Source organism: Buchnera aphidicola (Kaburagia rhusicola ensigallis) (genome assembly GCA_039830025.1).
Lineage (GTDB): Bacteria > Pseudomonadota > Gammaproteobacteria > Enterobacterales > Enterobacteriaceae > Buchnera_B > Buchnera_B aphidicola_AW.
In genome coordinates, this window is the sequence record CP140040.1 from 174,322 (window position 1) to 200,180 (window position 25,859).

The following is a 25,859-nucleotide window of genomic DNA, read 5'->3' on the forward strand; positions in this document are numbered from 1 at the left end:
TTTGATGATCATCACTATAAATCAGTTAATATCATGTTCTCCATTATTAATTTTGTTATCAACTGCAATAGTTATAATGTTATTTATTGCATATAATCGTAATCATTTTTTTACTTTTTTATGTTCTATTATAGGATTATCATTTACCTTATTATCTTTATATTTTGTTCAAAAAAATGTACCAACCAATGTAACTGTATTATTTCATATAGATAAGTACTCGTTATTTTATATTACAATGATTATTTTATCGAGTATGGTTTCTTGTGTATTTGCGTATTCATGGTTAAAAAATTGTCTTTATGACTATGAAGAATTTTACCTATTTTTGTTATTTTCTACTATTGGTTGTATTTCATTAATTATTGCTAATCATATGTCTGTTTTATTTATTGGTATGGAGTTAATATCTTTACCAATGTTAGGATTAATTGCATACACGTATTTTAAGAAACATTCTTTGGAAGCAGCTGTAAAATACATGATTTTATCATGTACAGTATCGGTTTTAGCATTATTTGGTATTGCTTTAATATATTCTATTTCAGGAAGCTTAACATTTTTTAGTGTAATATACGAATTATTAATGTCGATTTCGCATCCAAACGTTGTTTTGCTATGTGGTGTTGGATTGGTAATTGTAGCTTTTGTTTTTAAATTATCGATATTTCCGTTTCATATATGGACTCCGGATGTTTATAATGGAACGTCTTCAATAGTTCTTATATATTTATCAACTGCAGCAAAAATTGCAGTTTTTAGTTTGTTTTTTAAACTTTTTACTTTTTTAACGTTTTTCAATGTAGGTTTTTTTAATATTTCATTAGAAATAATGTTATGTTGTTCTATAATTTTTGGACATATTATGGCATTATTTCAGACTAGTATTAAAAGATTTTTAGGATATTCGTCTATTTCTCAGTTTGGATATTTGCTAGTATCTGTATTAAATTCTAGTAATTTTAATTTTTCTTTAGAAGTAGTTGGAGTATATTTAATAAGTTATTGGTTATCTAATGTCGGCATATTTGGATTAATGAGTATTATATCTAATGTAAATCGCAAATTAGAATTTGATTGCATTTCTTGTTATCGTAGTTTGTTTTGGTATAATCCTATTTTGTCAAGCATAATGACTATTACGTTGTTTTCTTTGTCTGGAATACCTATCACTATTGGTTTTATTAGTAAATTTTACTTGTTATCGTTAATCATTAAAGAAAATTTATGGTTTTTAGGAATAATATTTATATTAGGATCAATTATAGGCATATATTCTTATTTAAAGATAATTATGTTTTTATACTTAAAACCAGTTATACATAGTAGCGTGAAAAGAATAATTTTAGATACGCGCAGTAAGAAATATGTATTTTTTTTATTTGTGATATCTGTGTGGATAATAATATTAGGAATTTTTCCAGATATGGTGATAAATTTGATATCGCAATCTGAACCTAAATTATTCAATATAGTTTGATATTTATTTTTTGTTATTTTTCTTTATCTTAATTATTTTATCATAATAATTTTAATACAGTAATTATTGTATGAAATAATTTTTTTAAAGTTTTTTAAATATATTACTTAATTTTTTATAAATAATTCTAGTTGTCTACTGATTATGTGAATAGGTTACGTGTCAACGTTAAATTAAATAACATTATATTTATATTAATATATTGTTTGATGGAATTTTTAAATAATATCTTTAATAAGATTGTTCATGATTTTTAGTATTAAGTTAATATTTTTTATAATATACTGTGCTATAAAATTAGTATTGTGTAAAAATTATTTATTAAGGTAATAATTCATGTGAATGATTTAAATTATATAGTTTATAATCATAAATTAGTTTCATTTGAGTACATGAGTGACTGCAATGTTTAGATGTATGATATAATTTTTCTATTACTTTTGTTTTGAGAACAGAAGAATTTTTTTGGTTATACGTATATGAATAATAGTTTAACTAAGTCTTTTTCTTTTTTTGAATGGTTAGGTTATCTGGAAAAATATTATTTAAATATTAAACGTAGCGATATTAAAGATGTTGTTTCTATTGCTAAAAAATTAGGAATATTACATTTCAATACATTTGTTTATGTAGTAGGAGGAACTAATGGAAAAGGAACTACGTGTTTTGTATTGGAAAAAATATTATTAGAGCTTGGTTATCGCGTAGGATTATATACTTCTCCGCATATGTTTCGATATACTGAAAGAATACGTATTAATGGATGTGAATTAGAACATGACTTACATGTTTCTTCTTTTATTGAAATTAAAAATGCGTGTAGTTCATTATCCTTAACTTATTATGATTTTATTACTTTGTCTGCTTTATATTTATTTAAGCATAGCAAACTTGATGTAATCATTTTAGAAGTTGGTTTAGGAGGTAGATTAGATGCTACGAATATTATTAATTCAGATGTTTCTATTATAACTAATATAGCTATAGATCATTCCAACGTTTTAGGAACAACTCGAAATGTTATTGGTATTGAAAAATCTGGAATTTTTCGCAAGAATAAAATTGCGATTATTTCTGAGAGACATATTCCAAACATTGTAAAAGGTATTATTAGAAAAAATAAAGTCTATTCTAAATTAATAAATAAAGATTGGTTTTACAAAAAATACAATACTTTTTGGGCTTTTATTAGTAGAAGTTCTTTTTTTTTAGATTTACCACTTCCGAAAGTTTCATTAATTAATACTGCTACAGCATTAGCTGCTGTTACTGAATCAATATCTCATATAAAAAAGCACGTTATTAAAAGTTGTATTGATAAAGTATCATTGTTTGGACGATGTCAAATATTGTCTTATAATCCTCAAGTAGTTTTAGATGTTGCTCATAATTTTCATGCTACGCAATTTTTATCAAAAAAGATGATACGAATAAAAGGTACTGGTAAAATATATGCTATAATTGGAGTATTAAAAGAAAAGAATGTTTTAAGTCTTGTAACTCCGTTATTGCCAATAGTTGATTTTTGGTATTGCGTTAGATTAAATACACATCGTAGTATTTCGGCTGAAAAAATTATACGATATCTTCCTATGCATGCTTCTAGGGTATGCTCTAACATTAAATGCGCTTGGAAAGAAGTTCAAAATGTTGTCAAAGCTATAGATACTATTTTGGTATTTGGGTCTTTTTTTACAGTTTATGAAATGTGTAAGGTTTTAAAAATATAAATGCATTTATTTGTATAAGGTATTTAATATTTTCAAATTGTAATAAAAATGAATATTTTATGAATATAATAGATTATATTTCAATAGCAATAATTTTTATTTCTGCGGTTATAAGTTGTTTTCGCGGTTTTTGTCAAGAAATAATATCAATTTGTGTTTGGGTAATAGGAGTATATATATATTTTAAGTATTATTATTTTTTTTCTTTTTTTTCGATTTTTGCTTATAATAAAATTATAAGATATACGATTAATTTTATAATTTTTTTTATTTTTTTATTTCTAATTAAATGGATATTGAATTATGCAGTAACAACGTTTTTATGTCAATTCCATTTATCTATGTTGAATCAAATATTAGGATTTTTTTTTGGTATTATCCGAGGAATATTGATTGTTTGCACAATGTTATTTTTTTTAGAATTTTCAACTTTCTTTGTATATAGCAAATTTTTTAAAAGTTCATTATTAATTCCTTATTATAATTATTTTATAAAAATATTTTTAAAATTTTTTATAAAAAGTATTTTTATGTAATATTATTGTAGAATATATTTTAATTTTTTTTATAAAATTGGTTTTTTAAACATTAATGCAATTTTTTAATGTCTTCTTGCAACTGTTTTTGAGTACAGTAAATAAGAATGATAATTTTATTGTACTCAAAATATTGTACTATTATATAGTGGAATAATATGAAATTAGTGTTCGAACATAGCAGATATAGATTCTTCATTGCTAATTCTACGGATAGCTTCTGCTAACATTCCAGCTAATGTTAATGTTCTTACATTAGGAAGTGTTTTGATATTTTTTGGTAATGGGATTGTATCACATACTATTACTTCATTAATGTTTGAATTTTTTAAATTTTCTGCTGCGTTTCCTGAAAAAATTGGATGTGTTGCATATGCAAACACTCGTTTAGCTCCTCTATCTTTTAGAGCTTCAGCAGCTTTGCATAATGTGCCGCCTGTATCGATCATATCATCTACTAAGATACAATCGCGATTGGCGACATCTCCAATTATGTGCATAACTTGTGATACATTAGCATTAGGTCTTCGTTTGTCAATAATGGCCATATCTGTATCATGTAGTAATTTTGCAATAGCTCTAGCTCTTACTACCCCTCCAATATCAGGAGAAACAATAATGGGATTTTTAAGATTTATTTGCAACATGTCTTCTAATAAAATTAAACTTCCAAACACATTATCAACTGGAACATCAAAAAATCCTTGAATTTGTTCAGCGTGTAAGTCTACTGTTAATACTCGATCTATTCCAATGCTAGAAAAAAAATCGGCTATTACTTTTGCAGTGATTGGAACTCGAGATGAACGAACTCGACGATCTTGTCTGGCATAACCAAAGTAAGGAATTACAGCGGTAATTCTTCCTGCAGATGCTCTTCTTAAGGCATCTACCATCACTATTAATTCCATAAGGTTGTCGTTAGTAGGATAGCAAGTTGATTGAATAATGAATACATCGTTACCACGAACGTTTTCATTTATTTGAACGCTAATTTCTCCATCACTAAATCGTCCTACTGATGCGTTTCCTAAATTCATGTATAATCTACTAGCAATAGATTTGGCTAAGTTTGGAACAGAATTTCCAGAAAATAATTTCATATCAGGCACGAGAAAACCTCAAAATGTAAGATATATGAATTTTTAATTTTATAATATTACAAGTATGATTTAAAATAAATAATGTAACTATAATTGTTTATGTAAAATTGAAATATTTGTACCATTGGTAATAAATCCATGGACATTTAAAGGCAATATAGAAAAAATTTTTATTGCATCTTTTTTGGAATCAAATTCGGAAAAAACACAAGATCCTGTTCCTGTAATTCGAAATAGTGCATACTGAGATAGCCACGTCATTAAATGATTTATTTTATTGAACTGTCTTTTTACAAGTGTTTCGCAGTCGTTTTTAAATGGTGTTTTTAATAATGAATCAATATTTTTTTTCCGAGAATTTCTTTTTAATTTTGGGTGAGAAAAGATTTGTTTAGTAGAGATTCTAATTTTTGGATAAACTATTAAATACCATTTTTTTTTGGTTTTTATAGGATATAATATATTTCCCGTTCCTTCTGCTATTGATGTTTTTCCCATAATAAAAAAAGGAACATCAGCTCCTAGATTTTTTCCGAAACTGGCTAATTGCGAAATATTAAATTTTATGTTCCATAATTTATTTAATGCGATTAATGTTGTTGCAGCATTAGATGATCCTCCACCTAATCCTCCTCCTATCGGTATATGTTTATTTATATAAATGTTAGCTCCTAACTTTAGCGAGCAATTTTTTAATTTTTGCGCTTTTTTTTTAATAATTTTGCTGCATGGATAATGATATTTTTAGAATGAGGTATATATGGTGTATGTGTTAATAGTTTTATATTCCCACTATTGTTAGGAATAATATATATTATATCTCCGTAATTCAACAATTGAAATAAAGTTTGGATGTTATGGTAACCATCGTTTCGTATTCCTGTAATATATAAAAAAAGATTTATTTTGGCAGGAGACAGCCAGGTAGTTGTCATCATATCGAAACACCAATTATTAAAGCATAAGATAATAGAATGTTTTGTTTTAATTAAGTCAAATACATTTAAAAATAGTGTTATGAATGGTAGTATAAACATATTGACTAATAATTACGCAACAAGATGTTGTGATTTAAATATAAAATGTATACTCTTATATAGAGTTGGTTTTTTATTTGAGTTAACTGGATAAAATTTTATTTATTAATAGCAATATAGTTACATAATTTAATATGTTTTAAGATAAAATTTTTAGTTTTTATAATATACATTTTTCTTTTACTTATGATTTGAAAGGCATTATTTTGCAATTGTTATATTAATCTTTATTTAATAGGACTAATAAATATCATTAAATGGTTTTGGCGCTAATATTGTTTTAAAATTTTATAGAATTTTTGTGGTTGAATTTAATAAAATAGTAAATAATTTTTTTGTAAATTTTTTAAAGTTATGTATATGATTGTATAAATTTTTTAACGGAAATGTTTAAATAAATATATTTTGACATATTTGAAAGAATTAATATACTTTATTTTTTTTGAGATCATAAATTTTTATTATAAAGGATAATCTATGTACATTCATTGCGCATAGAAAAATTAATTTTAGGGTGTTTTTAAAAATGAAAAATTCTATCATAAAAAAATTAGAAGATTTACATACAAGGTATAAAGAAATTGAACATATGTTGTCTGACGTAAATATTTTTTCTAATCCAAAAAAATTTCGAAAATTATCTAAAGAGTATTTAAAATTATCTAATATTAATAATTGTTTTATCAATTGGAAAGTTAATGAAGATAACAAAAAAAAAGTTTCATATTTATTAGATGATAGCGAATTGCATGACATGGCTGAAGAAGAATTAAAAATAGTTTGTTTTAAGAAAGTTAAATTAGAAAATGAATTAAAAACGTTGTTATTACCTAATGATCCATTTGATAAAAAAAATTGTTTTATTGAAATTAGATCAGCTACAGGAGGAGACGAAGCTGCTATATTTGCTGGAAATCTATTGAAAATGTATATTAGATATGCAGAATTGAGACATTGGAAAACAGAAATTATTAATATTACTCATAGTGACCAAGGTGGTTGTAAAGATGTAATAATGAAAGTGACTGGTAAAGGAGTATGCGGAAGATTAAAATTTGAATCCGGTGGTCATAGAGTACAAAGAGTACCACAAACAGAATCTCAAGGACGTATTCATACTTCAACATGTACAGTAGCTATTATTCCTGTAGTGCCAGAAAAAGAAGTGAAAAGTATTAATACTAACGATTTAAAAATTGATACGTTTAGGTCTTCTGGAGCAGGTGGGCAACATGTAAACACTACAGATTCAGCTATTAGAATTACTCATATTCCAACTGGTCACGTAGTAGAATGTCAAGATGAACGCTCTCAACATAAAAATAAAGCTAAAGCATTATCTGTGTTAGTTTCGAGAATTCAAGCAGAACAGTTGTCTCGACGTCGTGAAGAAGATGCTATTATGCGTCGTAATCTTTTAGGTAGTGGAATGCGTTCAGATAGAAATAGAACTTATAATTTTTCTAAAAATAGAGTAACTGATCATAGAATTAACTTAGCATTATATGCTTTAAACGACATATTGAATGGAAATTTAGATTTATTAATTGAGCCAATTATTCAAGAATATCAAGCTAATTATTTATCTAGTTTTTTTAATAATATTGTTCAATGAATATTAAATCTTGGTTAGATATAGCTTGCTTAAAGTTGAACAATTCTAATAATAAATTAGATGCAGAAGTTTTGCTTAGTCATATTCTTAACAGAAGTATTGATTGGTTAGTTGGTCATAGTTCTTATAAAATATCTAAAAATGATTGTAAACAGTTAAACGATTTATTGGAACGTAGAATAAATGGCGAACCTATTGCATATTTGATTAAACAAAAAGAATTTTGGTCATTGCCTTTTGTTGTATCATATGACACTTTAATTCCTCGTCCTGATACTGAGATTTTAGTAGAACAAACTTTAACTCGATTAGATAATGTTAATTACAAAAGTATATTAGATTTAGGAACAGGTTGTGGTTGTATAGCTTTGACCTTGGCTAGTATAAAATTTAATTGTTATATTGTAGGTGTAGATTTTGTACAGAAAGCTATTTATATAGCTAAAAAAAATGCAAAAATATTGCAATTAAATAATGTTGTATTTTTTCATAGTTTTTGGTTTTCTTCTGTCAATCAAACATTTGATATTATTGTAAGCAATCCTCCTTATATTAGTTTGAATGAAATTGATAATTTAGAAAAAGAATTGTTATTTGAACCATTGGCAGCATTAGTTTCTTCGGACAATGGATTGGGTTCTATTCGTTATATTATTAAAAATTCTAAAAAATACTTAAAAAATATGGGTTGGTTGTTGATAGAGCATGGCTGGATGCAAAAAGTACGAGTACAAAAATTATTTAAGAAATATAATTTTTTTAATATAGTTACTTATCAAGATTATTCTGGAAATAATAGAATTACTGTTGGACAGAAGAGATAGATTTTGATGTTATTTTTACATGTTAATATGCGATTTACGTTGGTATTTCAGTAAATTTTAGTTGTTTTATGTTATAATAATATTTTTATTACGTATAATTTTTACGGTTATATTTGGTTTTTCAATTAAATAAAAATTTATAATGTAATTATTGGAAATCATATGACATCTTTTTTTGGTTGTGATGTGTCTAAATCACCGTTATGCGAATCAATTGTTTTTATATTACGTCTTATTCGATCAGATTTTCCTACTGATTTTGTAGTTCAAGAATTAAGTAATAGAGTAGAAGAAGCTAGATCGTATATAGCACCTGAAAAAGAAATGTATTGTAAGCTAAAAAAGTTAATAGAATTGTTTTATGATCACTGGAAATTTGGTGGAGCTACTGGAGTATATAAGTTGTCTGATGTTTTATGGTTAGACAATGTTTTAAAAACTCGTAAAGGTACTGCAGTTTCATTAGGAGTAATATTATTACATATTGCTCAGAAGCTCTGTTTACCTCTTATTCCGGTAATTTTTCCTACTCAATTAATTTTACGTGTTGATAAATTAAATAAAAAAATGTGGTTGATAAATCCATTTAATGGAGATACATTAGACGAACACGTACTAGAAGCATGGTTGAAAGGTAACATTAGTCCTATAGCAGAATTATACGAAAATGATTTATATGAAGCTCAAAATTTGACAGTTATAAGGAAAATGTTAGATACATTGAAAAATGCGTTAATAGAAGAAAAAAAAATGGAATTAGCATTAAATGTGAGTAATGCGTTATTAAAAATTAATCCTAATGATCCTTATGAAATACGTGATCGAGGATTAATATATGCTCAATTAGAATGTAACCATGTTGCATTAGCTGATCTTATTTATTTCGTAGAACATTGTCCTGAAGATCCTATTAGTGAAATAATAAAAGTTCAAATTCATGCAATAGAAAAGAAAAAATTTACATTACATTAAAATTATTTTATGTATTTTAAAGTAAAAATTTTTTCAAATGCATTGTTTTATAATAAAATGTATGATAAGTGTTATTATATTAAAAAATTAATTTATGTTGTATATTTTGTATGTTAATGTGTATTCAATATGATTAGGTGTGTTGTTCATGTTATTCGAGATCTTAATAAGATAGATTCCATTTTTTAAAGTATTAGTATTGTTTTAGTTTTTTTGTTTTTAATCATTATAAAAGTCATGCGAGATTTGTAATATTTTTTAACCATGTTTGAGGTGTTATTGGCATTTGACGTTTATGCGCAGTATTGATAAAATATTTTTCAATTGCTAATTGACTTTTTTTATTAATTTTCTTACCTTCTAAATAAGAATCAATATCTAAATAAGTCACACCTAAAATTTCTTCATCAGTTTTGTATGGATGCATATCTTCTAAATTTGCTCTAGGTTGTTTGAGATAAAGATGAGGTGGGCATTTTAGCTCTTGTAACAGCAATTTTCCTTGTTTTTTATTTAATTCAGCAATAGGATTAATATCTGTTCCTCCATCTCCATATTTTGTAAAAAATCCAGTAATTGCTTCAGAAGCGTGATCAGTTCCAACAACGATACCTTTATATGCACTAGCAATGTTATATTGTATTTTCATTCTTTCTCTAGCTTTGTTATTTTCTTTCATATTATTAGATACATGTACTCCTGATTTTTGTAGCGCTTTTTCAGTGTTTAACACAGATTTTTTTATATTGATGTTCAACGTTATTTGAGGTCTAATAAAGTTTATTGCATCTTGGCAATCGTTTGAATCTATTTGCTTTCCGTAGGGTAAGCATAATAAAATAAGCTTATAAGCTTTACAATGAGAAATAGTATTAAGTTTTTTTATAGCTAGTTGACATAATTTTCCAGTTAGTGTTGAGTCTTGTCCACCGCTAATGCCTAATATTAATGTTTCAATGTTATCATGATGTAGTATGTATTCTTTAATAAAATTAATTATTCTGTGAATTTCAAATTTAGGATTAATATTAGATTTTACACCTAAAATATCGATAATTTTTTTTTGTAAACTCATAATTCATTTCTTATAAACAAGTCAATTTATATTATATAGATAATATTTTAAATCATAAATGTAATTATTAATAACGATATTTTAATATATTTGTAGAAAATATTAGTTAGTATTTAAAATTTTTAATTTTAAATGTTTGTTTTATAATGAATTTTGTAGAACATATTTTTCAAAAATAAAACAACAATGTATCTCATAAATTTGGAATACTATTATGTGTAATCCGTTAGTTTTTACTTTAAATTGTGGTAGTTCATCTATAAAATTCGCTGTTATAAATTCGGTAAAAAATAAAATAGTATTGTCAGGACTAGTTGATTTTTTAGGTTTTTCTGAAATAAGCATTTCATGGGTAATAGAATCTGAAAAATACAATAAAAAATTTAAAAAATCAATAAGCTATTTAGATATCATTCGTTTTATTGTATGTAATATCCTAAAACAAGATTTAAAAATGTATGATTACATTTCATGTATAGGACATCGTGTAGTTCATGGTGGATCAAATCTGAAAAAGTCAGAAATAATAACTGAAAAAATAATACGACATATTAGAAATGCTTCTTTTTTCGCTCCGTTGCATAATCCTATCAATTTATTAGGCATTCAAGCTGCATCAGTTTGTTTTCCTCATCTAAAAAAAAAAAATATAGCTGTATTTGATACAGCATTTCATAGTACGATACCAAAAACATCTTATTTGTATGCTATTCCTTATGCTTTTTATAAAAAATATGGTATTAGAAGATATGGAGCCCATGGTATTAGTCATTCTTATGTCATGCATGGTGCTTCTGAATTTTTAAAAATTCCAGTACCGAAGTTGAATATTATTACTTGTCATTTAGGAAATGGTGCATCAGTAGCGGCTATTCGAAATGGCATTTGTGTAGATACTTCAATGGGTTTAACACCATTAGAAGGCTTAGTTATGGGTACTAGAAGTGGAGATATAGATCCTGCAATTATTTTTTTTATGTATAATAAATTAAAGATGAATATGAAAGACATTGAAAATATTTTGATTAAAAAATCAGGATTATTAGGATTAAGTGAACTTAGCAGTGATTTGCGTGATTTAGAGGATAAATATTCTTGTAATAGTAAAGCAAAGTTATCTATTGACGTATTTTGTCACCGTTTATCTAAATACATTAGCTCTTATTCTTCATTAATGGAAGGAAGATTAGATGCTCTTATTTTTACTGGTGGAATTGGAGAAAATTCTTGTTTAATTAGAACTATTACTGTTTCTTATTTATCTTTGTTAAATTGTAAAATTAATAAAGAATCAAATATGTTAATTAAGTTTGGTAAAAAGGGGTTAATTAGTGCTAAAGATAGTGTATCTATATTAGTAATACCGACTAATGAAGAACTAGTAATAGCAAAAGAAGCGGTATCATTAATTAGTAATTAATGTAATATAATTATTTTTCAGAAAATAATTTTTTTACAAATAGCAGTTATTTTTGGAGTAAATTTCAATGCGTACTGTAATGTTAATTCCTATAGGAATTAATGTTGGATTAACTACTATTAGTATAGGATTAATTCAAAAAATACAAGATAATAACTTTCATGTCAAGTTTTTTAAACCAGTTTTTTATAGTACACATGATCATTGTTGTGTTGATCATACTACAAGTATTGTAGAAAAAATGAGTTCTGTCGTATGTCTTAAACCTATTAAAATAAATCATATACATCATTTTTTAATAAAACACAAAAAACAAACCATTATAGAAAATATTTTGTTAGAAATGCATTCTAAAGTAAAATGTAATGATGTTTTATTATTAGAAGGAATATGTTTAAGATCATTTACTTTACTTTCTAATGAAATAAATTACGAAATTTCACGCATTACTAATGCAGAAGTTATTTTCGTATGTACTATACGCAATAACAGTATAGTTGAAATTAACAATGTTATGAGCGTGATTAAAAGAAATTTTATGGAGAAACAATATATACACATCAAAGGTATTATAATTAATGAATTTAAAATGATACAGTTTGACTCATCTGGAAATTTTATGAGTTATTTTAATATATTTGATCTTACGTTAAAGCGAAAAAGGTTTAACGTTCTTGATAAGAGTATATTATCCAAGTGTTGCAATATACCGATATTAGGTTGTATTCCATGGAATTCAAAATTGATAGAACCTAATTTAGAAGAGATATCATTTTATCTTCAAGCGTATGTTATAAATAAAAACAAGATAAGTTCTTTGTATATTAAATCTGTTATTGTATATAAAAATAGTGATTTTCTTAAATATAATAATCAATTTTTATCTCATACTATTTTGTTACTGTCATCAGATCATTTTTATAATTTAGAAACAATATGCACTATTGTAAATAGCAATAATCTCATGTTTTCTATATTGCTAACAGATAGTAATGAATTTTATATGCGTTTGGTGGAATCATGCTCTTTTATTAAAGTAACACGTATTCCAATTTTGTTAGTTAAGACAAGCATGTTAAAAACAATTTTGTTATTAAGAGAGTTTAATTGCAAAGTATCTATAAAAAACAATAACAAGTTTAACATAGTGAAAAATCATGTTTCTTTACATATTGATAATAATTTTATAGCTTATTTAAGTGATAAGCATGATCCCCAATATCCGATGTGTTCGTCAGTATTTATTTATAATTTACGGAAGTTAGCTAAAAAAAATAAAAAAAGAATTCTCCTTCCTGAAGGAAGTGAGCTGCGCATTATTCAGGCTGCTTCTATTTGCGCAAGTAAGAATATTGCACAATGTGTTCTATTAGGCAATCAAAATGAAATTAGAAATATTGCTAAACTCAATAATATTAGATTAGAATCAAACATAGAGATTTTAAACCCAGAATTAATAAGAAATAATTATATAGAACGTTTTATACAATTACGTAAAAAGTATAAAATTACTACTACATATGCAAAAAAAATGCTTAAAGATAATTCTGTTTTATCTACTTTAATATTAGAATCTAGTAAAGTAGATGGATTAGTTTCAGGATCTGTAAACACCACGACTAATACAATTCTTCCTGCTCTACAATTAATTAAAACATCCAAGAATTGTTCTTTAGTATCGTCTGTGTTTTTTATGTTGTTACAAGATCGTGTTTTGTTGTATGCAGATTGTGCTATTAATCCAAATCCTAATTCTAATCAGTTAGCAGAAATTGCAATTCAGTCTGCTAATACTGCTATATCTTTTGGAATATTTCCAAAAATCGCAATGTTATCTTATTCTACAGGAATATCTAGTAGTGGTATAAAAGTTGATAAGGTAAGAGAAGCAACTGCTATAGTACGAAAAAAATGTCCTAATCTTATCATAGATGGCCCCATTCAATATGATGCAGCAGTAGATAGCATAATATCAAAATTAAAATGTCCCAATTCTTCTGTTGATGGTGATGCAACGGTCTTTATATTTCCTGATCTTAATTCAGGTAATATTACATACAAAGCAGTTCAGAGATCTACTAACATTATTTCTATTGGTCCAATATTACAAGGTATTGAAAAACCAGTTAATGATTTATCTCGAGGAGCTTCAGTACAAGATATAGTATATACTATTGCTATTACAGCTGTGCAATCTAAATAGTTTTGACAGTTAATAGTATAACATTGCAATGAAATGGTATTTTATTTTAAATTTTAATTATAATATTTCCTGTTGCTATACAACAACATGGGAAAATGTCTCCTGTGTTGTATGAAGCTAGGGGACGCATTTCATTTGTGTAATATATATTACCTTTTAGTAGTTTAATTCTACATACACCGCAATATCCTTGTTTACATTGATATTCTATATGTATATTGTGTTGCTTTAATACAAGGCGTAATGGAATTTTTTTGAATTGATAATAGATAATATGTTGTTTATTATAAATTTCAATAGTTGAATAAGACATTTATAATTTAAACTTATTAAATTCAGTATCATGAATATCAGAATCAATTTGTCCTATTAGGTAAGAACTTACAGAAATTTCTTGAGGTGCTACTTGAACATTATCTGAAATTAACCAAGCATTTATCCATGGAATAGGATTAGAGGTAATTTCAAAAGGCATAGGTAGTCCGATAGCATGCATGCGGATGTTAGTAATGTATTCAATGTATTGCGATAAAATTTCTTTATTTAATCCAAGCATAGAACCATCTTGGAATAAATATTCTACCCATGATTTTTCTTGCTCTGATACTGAAATAAACAAATTGCAGCATTCTTTATGACATTCTTGAGTAATTTTAGACATTTCTTCATGATTATTATCATTTTTTAATATATTTAAAATATGTTGGGTTCCAGTAAGGTGCAGTGCTTCGTCTCTAGCAATTAATCTAATTATTTTTGCGTTTCCTTCCATTATTTCTCTTTCCGCAAAAGCGAAAGAACAAGCAAAACTTACATAGAATCGAATAGCTTCTAATGCATTTACGCTGATTAAACAAAGGTACAACAGTTTTTTAATCTCGCGTAGATTAATGGATATGCTTTTTCCGTTAATTATGTGTGTTCCTTCTCCTAATAAGTGCCAATAACTAGTCATTTTTATAAGATTGTCATAATATTTAGCAATGTCTTGAGCTCTATTTACTATATTTTTATTATTAACTATATCGTCAAAGATTACAGAAGGAGTATTAACTATATTTCTTATAATGTGAGTATATGATCTAGAATGAATAGTTTCCGAAAATGACCATGTTTCTATCCATGTTTCTAATTCAGGAAGTGAAACAATTGGTAAAAAAGCAACGTTTGGACTTCTCCCTTGAATTGAATCTAATAGTGTTTGGTATTTTAAGTTACTAATAAAAATATGTTTTTCGTGATCTGGAAGATTCTGAAAATCAATTGCATCTCGCGATAAATCTACCTCTTCTGGTCTCCAAAAAAAAGATAGTTGTTTTTCTATGAGTTTTTCGAAAATTTCATATTTTTGTTGATCATATCTCGATATGTTAACTGGTTGTCCAAAAAACATAGGTTCAAAAAGTTGGTTATTTTTATTTTTAGAAAAAGTAGTGTATGTCATGTGATTGTCCTATATAAGTAATAAATATATTGTGTCTTAAATGAAAGTAAAGCTATTAATTTATATTTTGCAAGCTCCATTTTCACAATTGTCATTATTTATGAAAATTGGAATTTCGATTTGATTATCTTTAGCATCATCTTTAGTGTTTTGGTAATATAGCGTTTTTAAACCTAACTTATAAGCTGTTAATAAATCTATTATTAATTGTTTCATAGGTATTTTCCCATTAGAAAATGATCTAGGATCATAATTAGTATTAGTAGAAATAGCTTGATCTACGAATTTTTGCATGATACCAGCTAATTGTAAATATCCAGTGTTATTAGGAATGTTCCACAGTAGTTCATAATGTGATTTTAGCTTTTTATACTCAGGTACTACTTGTCGAAGCATACCATCTTTTGATGCTTTGATGCTAATAAACCCTCTAGGTGGTTCTATACCATTAGTAGCATTCGAAATTTGAGAAGATGTTTCTGAAGGCATTAATGCTGATACTGTAGAATTGCGTAATCCATATTTTTTAATTTTTTTTCTTAGAAATTCCCAGTCTAAATGTAATGGTTCGTTGCAAATTTTATCTACGTCTTTTTTATAAGTGTCTATAGGTAAAATACCCTGACAATATGTTGTTTGATTAAATCCAGTGCATACTCCTTTTTCTTTTGCTAATTCGCATGATGCATTTAATAAATAATATTGTATAGCTTCAAATGTTCGATGAGTTAGAGAGTTTGCGCTTCCATCTGAATATCGTACTTTGTTTTTGGCTAAATAGTATGCAAAATTAATTACTCCAATGCCTAGCGATCTTCTGGACAATGCTGATTTTTTGGCTCCTATGATTGGATAATTTTGATAATCTAATACTGAATCTAATGCTCTCACTATCAAGTGTGAGAGTTCAGATAAATCTTCAAGATTTTTGAGAGAACCTAAATTAATGGCAGATAAAGTACATAGCGCAATTTCTCCGTTGGGATCATGGATATCATTTAATGGATTAGTTGGTAGTGTTATTTCCAAACATAAGTTGGATTGCCTAATAGGTGCAAGTTTTGGATTGAAAGCGCTGTGTGTGTTACAGTGATCAACATTTTGTATGTAAATTCTTCCGGTAGATGTCCTTTCTTGCATAATGAGAGAAAATAAATTAGTGGCTTTTATTTTCTTTTTTCTAATTTTTTTGTTATTTTCATATTTAACATATAATTTTTCGAATTGTTTTTGATCAGAAAAAAAAGAATCATATAGTCTTGGAACATCTGATGGACTAAACAACGTAATGTATTTTCCTGATATCATGCGTTGATACATCAATTTGTTGATTTGTATTCCATAATCCATATGGCGAACTCGATTTTCTTCTATTCCTCTGTTATTTTTTAATACTAATAAACTTTCTACTTCGAGATGCCAGATTGGATAAAATATAGTGGCCGCACCACCTCTAACGCCACCTTGTGAACATGATTTGACCGCGCTCTGAAAATGTTTGTAAAAAGGAATACATCCAGTATGAAATGCATCCCCTCCTCTAATAGGGCTTCCCAAGGCTCTAATTTGACCTGCGTTAATTCCAATTCCTGCGCGTTGAGATACGTATTTCACAATTGCGCTAGCAGTAGCATTAATAGAGTTTAAACTATCAGCGCATTCAATTAAAACGCAAGAACTAAATTGTCGCGTAGGAGTTCTTAATCCCGCCATGATAGGAGTTGGTAAGGAAATTTTAAAAGTAGAAATTGCATTATAAAATTTTTTTATATATTGCATTCTATTTTCTTTTGGATATTTATGAAATAAACATGCTGATATTACAACATATAAAAATTGAGCACTTTCGTAAATTTTTTTAGTTACTCTATTTTGTATTAAATATTTTCCTTCTAATTGTTTTACTGCCGCATAAGAAAAATTCATATCACGCCAATGTTTGATAAAGGAATTCATTTGTATATATTCGGTTTCAGAGTAATCTTTTAATAAATGTCTGTCGTATTTTCCTAATTTTACCATATTTTTTATATACGTATATAAATCAGGAGGTGTAAATTGACCAAAAGCTTGTTTTCGAAGATGAAATATAGCTAATCTGGCAGCCATATATTGGTAATCAGGTGAATTTTCAGAAATGAGATCTGCTGCAGATTTTATAATAGTTTCATGTATAGTAGTAGTTTTTATAAAATTATAGAATTGTATTCTAGATTTTAGCGCTACTTGAGATACAGAAATATTGTTTAAATCTTTTGCTGCCCAATTTAATACTCTATGAATTTTATCTAAATTAATTAGTTCTTTTTGTCCATCTCTTTTTGTGACTAGTAGTATTGGATTCATTTTATTTTTTCCTATTTTGAAACGTAATTATGTTAATGATTTTGAATTCGATATGTTTTGGTTATTTTTTGCAAGTTTTAATTTTACTATTATAAATAATTTTCAAAAAGAAATACAATTTTGAAAAATAACTAATATACATTCAATTTCTCGGTTTATTTTTGAATATAAATTTGTATTTTTTTAAATAAAGTAAACATTTCATATTATAAAACTAATATTTTTTATTTTTTTTAAAAAATATTTTTTCAAATGTATGTTTTTAAATTAATATTAACGAATATCTTGTTAACTTATATCATGATTTGTATTATGGTTTATAAAAATGATTCATTTGCTTTTTGCACAGCTACCACTTTTTCTTTTTCTGATGTTCTAATTAAAATAACACCTTGTGTATTTCTTCCAAGAATTCCAATTTCTGATATTCTTGTTCTGACTAATGTTCCAGCATTAGTTATAATCATGATTTGATCGTTTTCTACTACTTGCATAGCTCCAATCATTATTCCATTTTTTTTAGTTATTTTTATTGCAATAGTTCCTCGAGTAGCTCTAGATTTCATTGGAAATTCACTAATTTCAGTCCGTTTTCCGTATCCGTGTTCAGTAACAATCAATATGTTTCCAATTCCTCTTGGTACTACTAAAGATACTACTTTGTCTTGTTTTTTTATTGCTATTCCTTTCATGCCAGAAGCATTTCTTCCCATGGTTCTAACTAATTTTTCAGAAAAGTGGACAGCTTTTCCTGCTGCAGTAAATAACATTATTTTGTCTTTTCCGTTTGTAAGAGATACGCCAATTAATTCGTCATCTTCTTTTAATTTAATAGCAATTATTCCAGCAGTTCTTGGTCGTTTGAACTCACATAGATTGGTTTTTTTAACCATTCCCTGGGCGGTAGCCATAAAAATATTTATGCTATCTTTATATTTTGAAATAGGTAATATAGCTGTTATTCTTTCTTTAGTACTAAGAGGTAGAAGATTAACTATTGGACGTCCGCGAGCATTTCTACTAGCTTCTGGTAGTTGATAAACTTTCATCCAATATATTATTCCTCGGCTAGAAAAACATAGTATTGTGTCATGCGTATTAGCTACAAGTAAATTTTCTATAAAATCTTCTTCTTTTGTTTTTGCTGCTGATTTTCCTTTTCCTCCTCTTTTTTGTGCTTCATAAGTAGATAATGGTTGATATTTTACATATCCTGAATGCGATAGAGTAACCACTACATCTTCTCGATTTATCATATCGGAAATATTGATGTCTTCATAATTTGTAATGATTTGAGTTCTTCTTTTATCTCCAAAACGTTGTTTAATATTTATTAGTTCTTCTTTCATAACGTTAGTGAGTGTTTGAGTATCTTTTAAGATATTTTCTAATATTATAGAGGATTCCTTAAATTTTTTATGTTCTGCGATAAGTTTAGAAGATTCCAAATTAGTGAGTTTTTGAAGGCGTAGTTCTAGTACTGCATTTACTTGAATTGGAGTAAAAAATAAAGTTTTGTCTTTATTGTATTGAGTTTTCGTTGAGTATTCTTTTAAAGTATTATTTAGTACATTGGTTTTTTGGAAACGTTTTGAGTACCAATTTTTTGAAAGTAATAGTTTTTTTGCTTCTGATAATGATTTTGCGTTTTTAATTAATGCAATAATTATATCAATATTTTCTAAAGAGATAATTAATCCTTCAATAACGTGTATTTTATTTTTAATGTTTTTTAATTCAAATAAACTACGTTTAGTTATTATTTTTTTGCGATGAGATATAAACTCGTTTAAAATATCTTTTAACGACATTATTTTTGGCTGCCCGTTAGATAATGCAACCATATTAATACCAAAAGAAACTTGTAATTGAGTTAAAATGTATAATTGATTAAGGATAATTTCTGGTTTTGCCTCTTTTTTTGTATCGATAACGATTCTCATTCCTTCTTTATCTGATTCATCGCGTAAACCACTAATACCTTCAATTCTTTTGTCTTTCACTAGTTCAGCAATTTTTTCAATTACGCGTGATTTATTTACTTGATATGGTAATTCAAAAATAATTAGGGATTCTTTTTTTGTTTTTTCTTGAATTTCTATTTTACTTTTTGCTCTGATATGAATTTTACCTCTTCCTGTTTGATATGCTTCTGTAATACCTGTGCATCCATTAATTATGCCTGCGGTAGGAAAATCAGGTCCCGGAATATGTTTCATGAGTTCTTGCAAAGTAATTTGATTATTATCTATAAAAGCAAGACAACCATTTATTATTTCTATGATGTTATGCGGAGGAATATTAGTAGCCATACCAACTGCAATGCCAGATGAACCATTAATAAGTAAATTAGGTATTTTTGTAGGTAGCACTTCAGGAATTTTTTCTGTTCCATCGTAATTAGGGAAAAATTTTACTGTTTCTTTGTCTAAATCGCTTAACAATTCATATGCAATTTTAGACATCCTAATTTCAGTGTATCTCATTGCTGCTGCAGAATCCCCATCTATTGATCCAAAATTACCTTGTCCATCAATAAGTGTATATCGCAATGAAAAAGATTGGGCCATACGAACTATAGCATCATATACAGCAGTATCTCCATGCGGGTGGTATTTTCCAATAACATCACCTACTATTCTAGCTGACTTTTTGTATAGTTTATTCCAATTATTGCTTAATGCATTCATTGCAAATAATATTCTTCTATGAACAGGTTTTAATCCGTCTCTTACATCTGGTAAAGCACGTCCAATAATTACTGACATAGCATAATCTAAATAAGAACTTTTAAGTTCGTCTTCAATGTTGATTTTTATAATTTCTTTTGCAATTTTTTTCATAGTTATATTTATCTTTTTAATGATGTTTAGGATAGTAATGTTATCACAATAGAAAATTTGATTAATAAAAAATATTATTTTATAAAGACAATCAAATTGCTAAGGATTTGAAAAAATATTATTTTTATTCTTTGGTTATTGAGGAATTTGAGTAATATAATAATATTCAAAGGATAAATAATGATCTAGAAAACTTACAATTTATGATGCGTAATATATAGAATATACATTATATTTTTTATGGTGATTAGTATCATTTTTATATAAATATCACTTTTATATGTTTTTTTAAAAAAATCGTTTTAAATACGGATTGAAACTGATATAAAATATTGTTTTACGATATCATATGATGTATTCTCTTGTTTAGTGATAGAATTGACATCAGAAGTAAAATTTTTTGTTGTATGATATTGTAAGCTAAATACGAGTAAATTTATAAAAATAAAAATCTTAGTAAGTGAAGTATATTTATATTTTAAAAGTTAGTTTTTTAAATATTTTTAATGTTATTGTATGTAAGTATTTTGGAGTTTTATGTTTATGTTTATAGTTTTTAATATTTAATAGTTTTGTATTAAATTATGAAAATAATGTTATTTTATAATGTAATATCACGAGGATAATATGAGTACTGATGAAAAAAAATTAATAGAAGATTTGTTTTTTCGATTACATCAAACTGAAATTCAATCTTCTAATCGAGATAATATTGCTGAAGAGTTAATTAAAAATTTATTAGAAAAATATCCAAATTCTCCTTACTATATGGCACAAACCATATTGGTTCAAGAAACAGCGATAAAGAAATTGAATGATAAAATTTCTGAACTAGAAAATAGCGTTCTTAAAGATAAAAAGGATAAAAAAAACATATCTGTTGGTTTTTTATCAAATTTATTTGGGACAAAAAAAAATCAAAGTGTTTCAGAAACATATTCTAATAGTTCTATTAATCCATTACATAATAGAGCTTTTGATTCTAATGCTAGTTCTTTTCCGTCACAAACTCGTTCTGGCGCTTTATCTCAAATAGGAGCTGTTAATAACACAGGAGGATTTTTTAGTGGAGCGCTTCAAACTGCTACAGGAGTAGCTGGTGGTGTAGTGATGGCAAATATGTTAACGAATCTTTTTCAGAATAAAAAATCTGAAGAAGAGGTAATAAATTCGGTTCATAACGTTGATTCTTCGCATGTAGAATCTAACTCTGTAGATAATGATCCTACGCATAATCAATATATTAACTATGATAGAACAAATTCAGACAATCATGTTGAAGAATGTCATCCGTTGAATTGCGATGTTCATGATGATAATGATTATGACAATTTTGAAGACGACAATTTTATTTAAATGTCTTATATTCATGTTGTAAATGTTTTATAAAAAATGCATAAAACCAGCAATGAACTTATTTTTCTGCTGGTTCATGTAAATAATAATGTTAATTTATTAATAGGAATTATTTAATATTTTATTATTTTATTTTTCGCTATATGTATTTTTTAAATACTGTTTCACTCCGTCTGAAGTAGGTTTCATTCCGTGACTTCCCGGTATCCAATTAGCTGGACAAACTTCTCCATATGTTTCGTTAAAATTTAGTGCATCTATCATTCTTATCATATCTGAAATGTTTCTTCCGAATGGTAAATCATTTATTACTTGATGGCGAATTATTCCTTGTTTATCAATGAGAAAAGATGCTCTTAGTGCAACACCTAATGTTGGATGTTCAACATTATATAATTTTTGTATTTCTCTTTTTATATCAGATATTATTATATATTTTATTTGCCCGATACCGCCCTGATTTAGACTAGTTTGACGCCAAGCTTTATGTACATATATTGAATCAATAGATACTCCTATAACTTCTGTATCTCTTTTTGTAAATTCAGGAAGAGACTTGTCAAATGCTATAATCTCTGAAGGACATACAAATGTAAAATCCATTGGCCAAAAAAATAGCACTGTGGTTTTTCCATTAATATGGTTTTTAAAATTAAAGTAATCTACAATATCATTGTTATTTAAAATAGCAGGTGCAGTAAAATCGGGAGCTTGTTGTGTTATTAACATGTTTATTTCCTTGATTGATTGGTATACTTTTTTTAAGTATAAGGTATTTCATTTTAAAATATTGTATTTTGTAAAAAATTTTTGTAAACAGTTTTTAATGTTTTAGTTTTGTATTTTATTTTGAATATTTTTAGATAAATGAAATAGTATAATATAGAAATACAGTGCATAATGTTATTATGGTAATGGTATTTTTAAAATTTAAGTTTTGATATTTTTATGAGTAATTGTATCATGAATTGGAAAGATGTATTAAAAGAAGAAAAAAAAAATTATATTTTGTTAGTATCATTAAAAATCTTGCTAACATTAGAAAAACTAAAATAGTATATCCTCCTAAACATGAGGTATTTAATGCTTTTGCATTAACAAATTTTTCTAATATAAAAGTAGTTATTATTGGTCAAGATCCGTATTTTAGAAAAGGTCAAGCGCATGGATTAGCGTTTTCCGTGCGAAAACACGTTAAAATCCCCCCCTCTTTAGTTAATATACACAAAGAATTAGTTAACGATATAGGTAAAAATTTTTTATTTCAAAACGGATGTCTCAAAAATTGGGCTCGTCAAGGTGTATTTTTATTAAATTCTGTTTTAACAGTAGAATCGAACAAACCTGGTTCTCATTTTAAATTAGGATGGGAAAATTTTACTAATAAAGTGATAAAAATTATTAGCGATTATCACACAGGAGTTATTTTTTTGTTATGGGGATCATATGCTAAAAAAAAAATGGAGCATATTTGCATTCGTAAACATCATATTTTGTTGGCATCGCATCCATCACCGTTATCATCTTATCACGGTTTTTTTGGATGCCGCCATTTTTCAAAGACAAATGTTTTATTAAAAAAACAGAATAAAACTCCAATTAATTGGTTTATATGACTGATATTATGTTATGTATTTATAATATGATGTTATATATCATGTATTTTTAAAAAATATAATGTTTTTATTTTGATATCTTTATTTTAAATATTATTTTTCTCTTTGTGTATTTTTACTGTGGCTTTTCGTATTATCTCTCCTTGACATATATAACCGTCTTTAATAACTGATGAAACATAATAAGTATGAATATCATCTAATTTTTCGTTGGATTCGGTTTGATGCAATAATGCATTAAATTTTATGTGTTTTTGATTTTCTATAGTTAAATCAAATTTTTGAATTGTATCTAATAGTAATTTCAGTGTTAATGTGATTCCTTCTATTATTTTATTATGTTTAATATTAAGTTTATATGCAGTGTTTTTTATATTTTTTAAATTATCTAATATTGGAATAAAATTAATGCAAAAATATTGAAATTGCATTTTTTTTATTTCTTTTATCTTATTGTAAGTATTTTTTTTTATATTTTCGATTTCAGCTTGTTCTCGTAATTTAATATTTATGATGTTTTTTTTAATTTTAAGTATTTTTTGGTTCAATTCATTTTCATCTTCAATAGTATTATTTCTATTTTCATTAGCTTCTTTTTTTTTGACATCTATATTATTATTTTTTATAAAATCTAAATCTTTATTTTTATTGTTCATAAAATTTTTCTCTACATTTGTTTGAAAGATTCCATATTTATTAAGTATGGAGAATCATAATAAATTATTCAATATTATGTATTAAATAATAATTTATAATTGCATTATAAAGGAACCAATTTCGTGAAACAATTTTTTTATTGTATTGGAATAGTAGGTTATCCTCGTCATTTTAGTGCGTTTTCTACACACAAAATGTTGTATAATTGGTTAAAAAAAAAAGAATACAATGTTATTGTTGAAGATAAAGTAGCTAGTAAATTAGGTTTAGAAGGAATAGATGCAGATTCATTACCTAATATTGGTAAACAGTGCGATTTAGTAATAGTGGTAGGCGGAGACGGAAACATGTTGCATGCAGCTCGTATATTGTCTGCTTATAAGATAAAAATTATTGGTATTAATAGAGGAAATTTGGGTTTTTTAACTGATTTGAATCCTAACACTGCATTAAAGCAGTTGTTATGCGTATTGTCCGGAGAATATATTCAAGAACGTCGTTTTTTATTAGAAGTGAAAATTATTAAAAAAAATGGATTGTTTTCGATAAGTAAAGCTATAAATGAGATAGTATTACATGCTGAACACGTAGCTCGTATGATAAATTTTGAAGTATATATTAATAATGACTTAGCTTTCTCTCAACGTTCTGATGGTTTAATTATTTCAACTCCTACAGGATCTACTGGGTATTCATTGTCAGCTGGAGGCCCTATTTTAGCTGCTTCATTAGATGCAATTGTATTAGTACCTATGTTTCCTCATACTTTGTCTTCTCGTCCTTTAGTAATAAATAGCACTAGTACAGTTTGTCTAAAATTTATGGAAACTGTATCAGAATTAAGAATTAGTTGTGATAGTCAAATAGTATTATCAGTAGAAGAACATGACATTGTTTTGATTCAAAAAAGTAATGATTTTTTATTTTTAATACATCCTAAAAACTACAGTTATTTCGAAACCTTAAGTTCTAAGTTACATTGGTCTAGATAATAGTAATTAATGCAATATATCAAATATTTTTTAGTGTGAATTATAACATTATTTTTTAGAAGAACATGATATTTTGTGTAGTAAACATATACATAAAAGTTTTAATGTGTATTATTAACTTTTTGATCGAATAATATTAATTTGCGTATTTAAGATAAGATATTTTAGTATTTATGGAGCTGGCGGGATTCGAACCCGCGTCCAAAATCTTTACGACTTCAGTACTACATGCTTAGTCTATTATATTTAATCAATCTATAAACGTATAGACACATTATAAATTTTTTCTTATTATATTTTTAACGACTAAAATTTATAAGTATAATTTTAATGCGCGATCTCTTATTTTTTGATCCTGTTCTCTTTCTAAGAGAAAAAAGAATTAGGAAGCTTTAGTTTAACTTATTAAGCTGCTAAAGCGTAGTTGTTATTTTTTGCTACTATATTTTACGGCTTTTATCGAGGCAAACCGTTCCTCGGCATGCACTTTAGTTTTCAATAATTTTGTCGAATCCAAAATCAGCCCCTTTTATTAATTGTATAATAAAAAACAATTATAATCTAGTAATAAATTGTATAAGAATTTTATGTATAATTTATAAATTATACA

The 25,859-nt window shown here is 26.4% G+C and carries 17 protein-coding genes, 1 other RNA gene and 2 pseudogenes; 10 read left to right on the forward strand and 10 right to left on the reverse strand.

Translation table 11 applies throughout. The annotated features are described in order from the left end of the window. Positions 1-4 precede the first annotated feature (4 nt). On the forward strand, positions 5-1,480 hold the full coding sequence (locus tag U0T55_00765; protein ID XBC42953.1) for an NADH-quinone oxidoreductase subunit N: 1,476 nt from the start codon (positions 5-7) through the stop codon (positions 1,478-1,480). 479 nt (positions 1,481-1,959) lie between these two features. Continuing rightward, complete coding sequence (gene folC, locus U0T55_00770) at positions 1,960-3,210, forward strand: bifunctional tetrahydrofolate synthase/dihydrofolate synthase (protein ID XBC42954.1); 1,251 nt, start codon at positions 1,960-1,962, stop codon at positions 3,208-3,210. Between the two features lie 700 nt (positions 3,211-3,910). Here folC and U0T55_00775 read toward each other — a convergent pair. After that, positions 3,911-4,858 carry a ribose-phosphate pyrophosphokinase gene (locus tag U0T55_00775; protein ID XBC42955.1) on the reverse strand — a complete coding sequence of 316 codons (948 nt, stop codon included), beginning with the start codon at positions 4,856-4,858 and terminating at the stop codon, positions 3,911-3,913. A gap of 78 nt (positions 4,859-4,936) precedes the next feature. After that, positions 4,937-5,784, reverse strand: a pseudogene (ispE, locus tag U0T55_00780) (4-(cytidine 5'-diphospho)-2-C-methyl-D-erythritol kinase). Positions 5,785-6,412: 628 nt separating this feature from the next. On the opposite strand from ispE, the gene prfA reads away from it, so the two are divergent. From prfA to sirB1, 3 genes are all read left to right on the forward strand, one after another. Continuing rightward, positions 6,413-7,501 (forward strand): peptide chain release factor 1, encoded by a 1,089-nt coding sequence (gene prfA / locus U0T55_00785; GenBank protein XBC42956.1) that lies wholly within the window; start codon positions 6,413-6,415, stop codon positions 7,499-7,501. Further along, positions 7,498-8,325, forward strand: a complete 828-nt coding sequence (gene prmC / locus U0T55_00790; protein XBC42957.1) for a peptide chain release factor N(5)-glutamine methyltransferase — start codon at positions 7,498-7,500, stop codon at positions 8,323-8,325. The genes prfA and prmC overlap by 4 nt, the downstream gene beginning before the upstream one ends. Before the next feature lie 162 nt (positions 8,326-8,487). Continuing rightward, entirely contained in the window at positions 8,488-9,297 is an 810-nt protein-coding gene (gene sirB1 / locus U0T55_00795) for an invasion regulator SirB1 (protein ID XBC42958.1), read from the forward strand. Between the two features lie 235 nt (positions 9,298-9,532). On the opposite strand, the gene nadE is transcribed toward sirB1, so the two are convergent. Further along, positions 9,533-10,372 carry an ammonia-dependent NAD(+) synthetase gene (nadE, locus tag U0T55_00800; protein ID XBC42959.1) on the reverse strand — a complete coding sequence of 280 codons (840 nt, stop codon included), beginning with the start codon at positions 10,370-10,372 and terminating at the stop codon, positions 9,533-9,535. Between the two features lie 214 nt (positions 10,373-10,586). Between nadE and U0T55_00805 the strand changes: the two genes are divergently transcribed. Together U0T55_00805 and pta are read left to right on the forward strand one after the other, a co-directional pair. Further along, positions 10,587-11,792: an acetate kinase gene (locus U0T55_00805; GenBank protein XBC42960.1), complete on the forward strand. Its 1,206-nt coding sequence runs from the start codon at positions 10,587-10,589 to the stop codon at positions 11,790-11,792. Between the two features lie 67 nt (positions 11,793-11,859). Beyond that, positions 11,860-13,995, forward strand: coding sequence for a phosphate acetyltransferase (gene pta / locus U0T55_00810; GenBank protein ID XBC42961.1), 2,136 nt, complete (start codon positions 11,860-11,862; stop codon positions 13,993-13,995). A 46-nt stretch (positions 13,996-14,041) separates the two neighbouring features. Here the strand turns inward: pta and yfaE are convergent, their stop codons facing one another. The 4 genes from yfaE to gyrA form a co-directional block, all read right to left on the reverse strand. After that, a complete protein-coding gene (gene yfaE / locus U0T55_00815) occupies positions 14,042-14,308 on the reverse strand; it encodes a class I ribonucleotide reductase maintenance protein YfaE (protein XBC42962.1) in 267 nt (88 codons plus the stop codon). After that, positions 14,309-15,439, reverse strand: coding sequence for a class Ia ribonucleoside-diphosphate reductase subunit beta (gene nrdB / locus U0T55_00820; GenBank protein ID XBC42963.1), 1,131 nt, complete (start codon positions 15,437-15,439; stop codon positions 14,309-14,311). A 60-nt stretch (positions 15,440-15,499) separates the two neighbouring features. Beyond that, positions 15,500-17,785, reverse strand: a complete 2,286-nt coding sequence (gene nrdA, locus U0T55_00825; protein XBC42964.1) for a class 1a ribonucleoside-diphosphate reductase subunit alpha — start codon at positions 17,783-17,785, stop codon at positions 15,500-15,502. A gap of 317 nt (positions 17,786-18,102) precedes the next feature. Then, on the reverse strand, positions 18,103-20,628 hold the full coding sequence (gene gyrA / locus U0T55_00830; GenBank protein ID XBC42965.1) for a DNA topoisomerase (ATP-hydrolyzing) subunit A: 2,526 nt from the start codon (positions 20,626-20,628) through the stop codon (positions 18,103-18,105). A gap of 627 nt (positions 20,629-21,255) precedes the next feature. Here gyrA and U0T55_00835 point away from each other — a divergent pair. Continuing rightward, the gene (locus tag U0T55_00835; GenBank protein XBC42966.1) at positions 21,256-21,984 is read left to right on the forward strand and encodes a DUF2076 family protein; all 729 of its coding nucleotides are present in this window, start codon (positions 21,256-21,258) and stop codon (positions 21,982-21,984) included. A gap of 129 nt (positions 21,985-22,113) precedes the next feature. Here the strand turns inward: U0T55_00835 and U0T55_00840 are convergent, their stop codons facing one another. Next, a complete protein-coding gene (locus tag U0T55_00840; protein ID XBC42967.1) occupies positions 22,114-22,713 on the reverse strand; it encodes a peroxiredoxin C in 600 nt (199 codons plus the stop codon). Positions 22,714-22,932: 219 nt separating this feature from the next. Here U0T55_00840 and ung point away from each other — a divergent pair. Further along, positions 22,933-23,600 (forward strand): annotated as a pseudogene (gene ung / locus U0T55_00845) (uracil-DNA glycosylase). A gap of 86 nt (positions 23,601-23,686) precedes the next feature. Here ung and grpE read toward each other — a convergent pair. Then, the gene (gene grpE, locus U0T55_00850) at positions 23,687-24,256 is read right to left on the reverse strand and encodes a nucleotide exchange factor GrpE (GenBank protein ID XBC42968.1); all 570 of its coding nucleotides are present in this window, start codon (positions 24,254-24,256) and stop codon (positions 23,687-23,689) included. Between the two features lie 123 nt (positions 24,257-24,379). On the opposite strand from grpE, the gene nadK reads away from it, so the two are divergent. Next, on the forward strand, positions 24,380-25,249 hold the full coding sequence (gene nadK, locus U0T55_00855) for an NAD(+) kinase (GenBank protein ID XBC42969.1): 870 nt from the start codon (positions 24,380-24,382) through the stop codon (positions 25,247-25,249). Between the two features lie 171 nt (positions 25,250-25,420). Here nadK and ssrA read toward each other — a convergent pair. Beyond that, positions 25,421-25,776: a transfer-messenger RNA gene (ssrA, locus tag U0T55_00860) on the reverse strand. Positions 25,777-25,859: the final 83 nt, after the last annotated feature.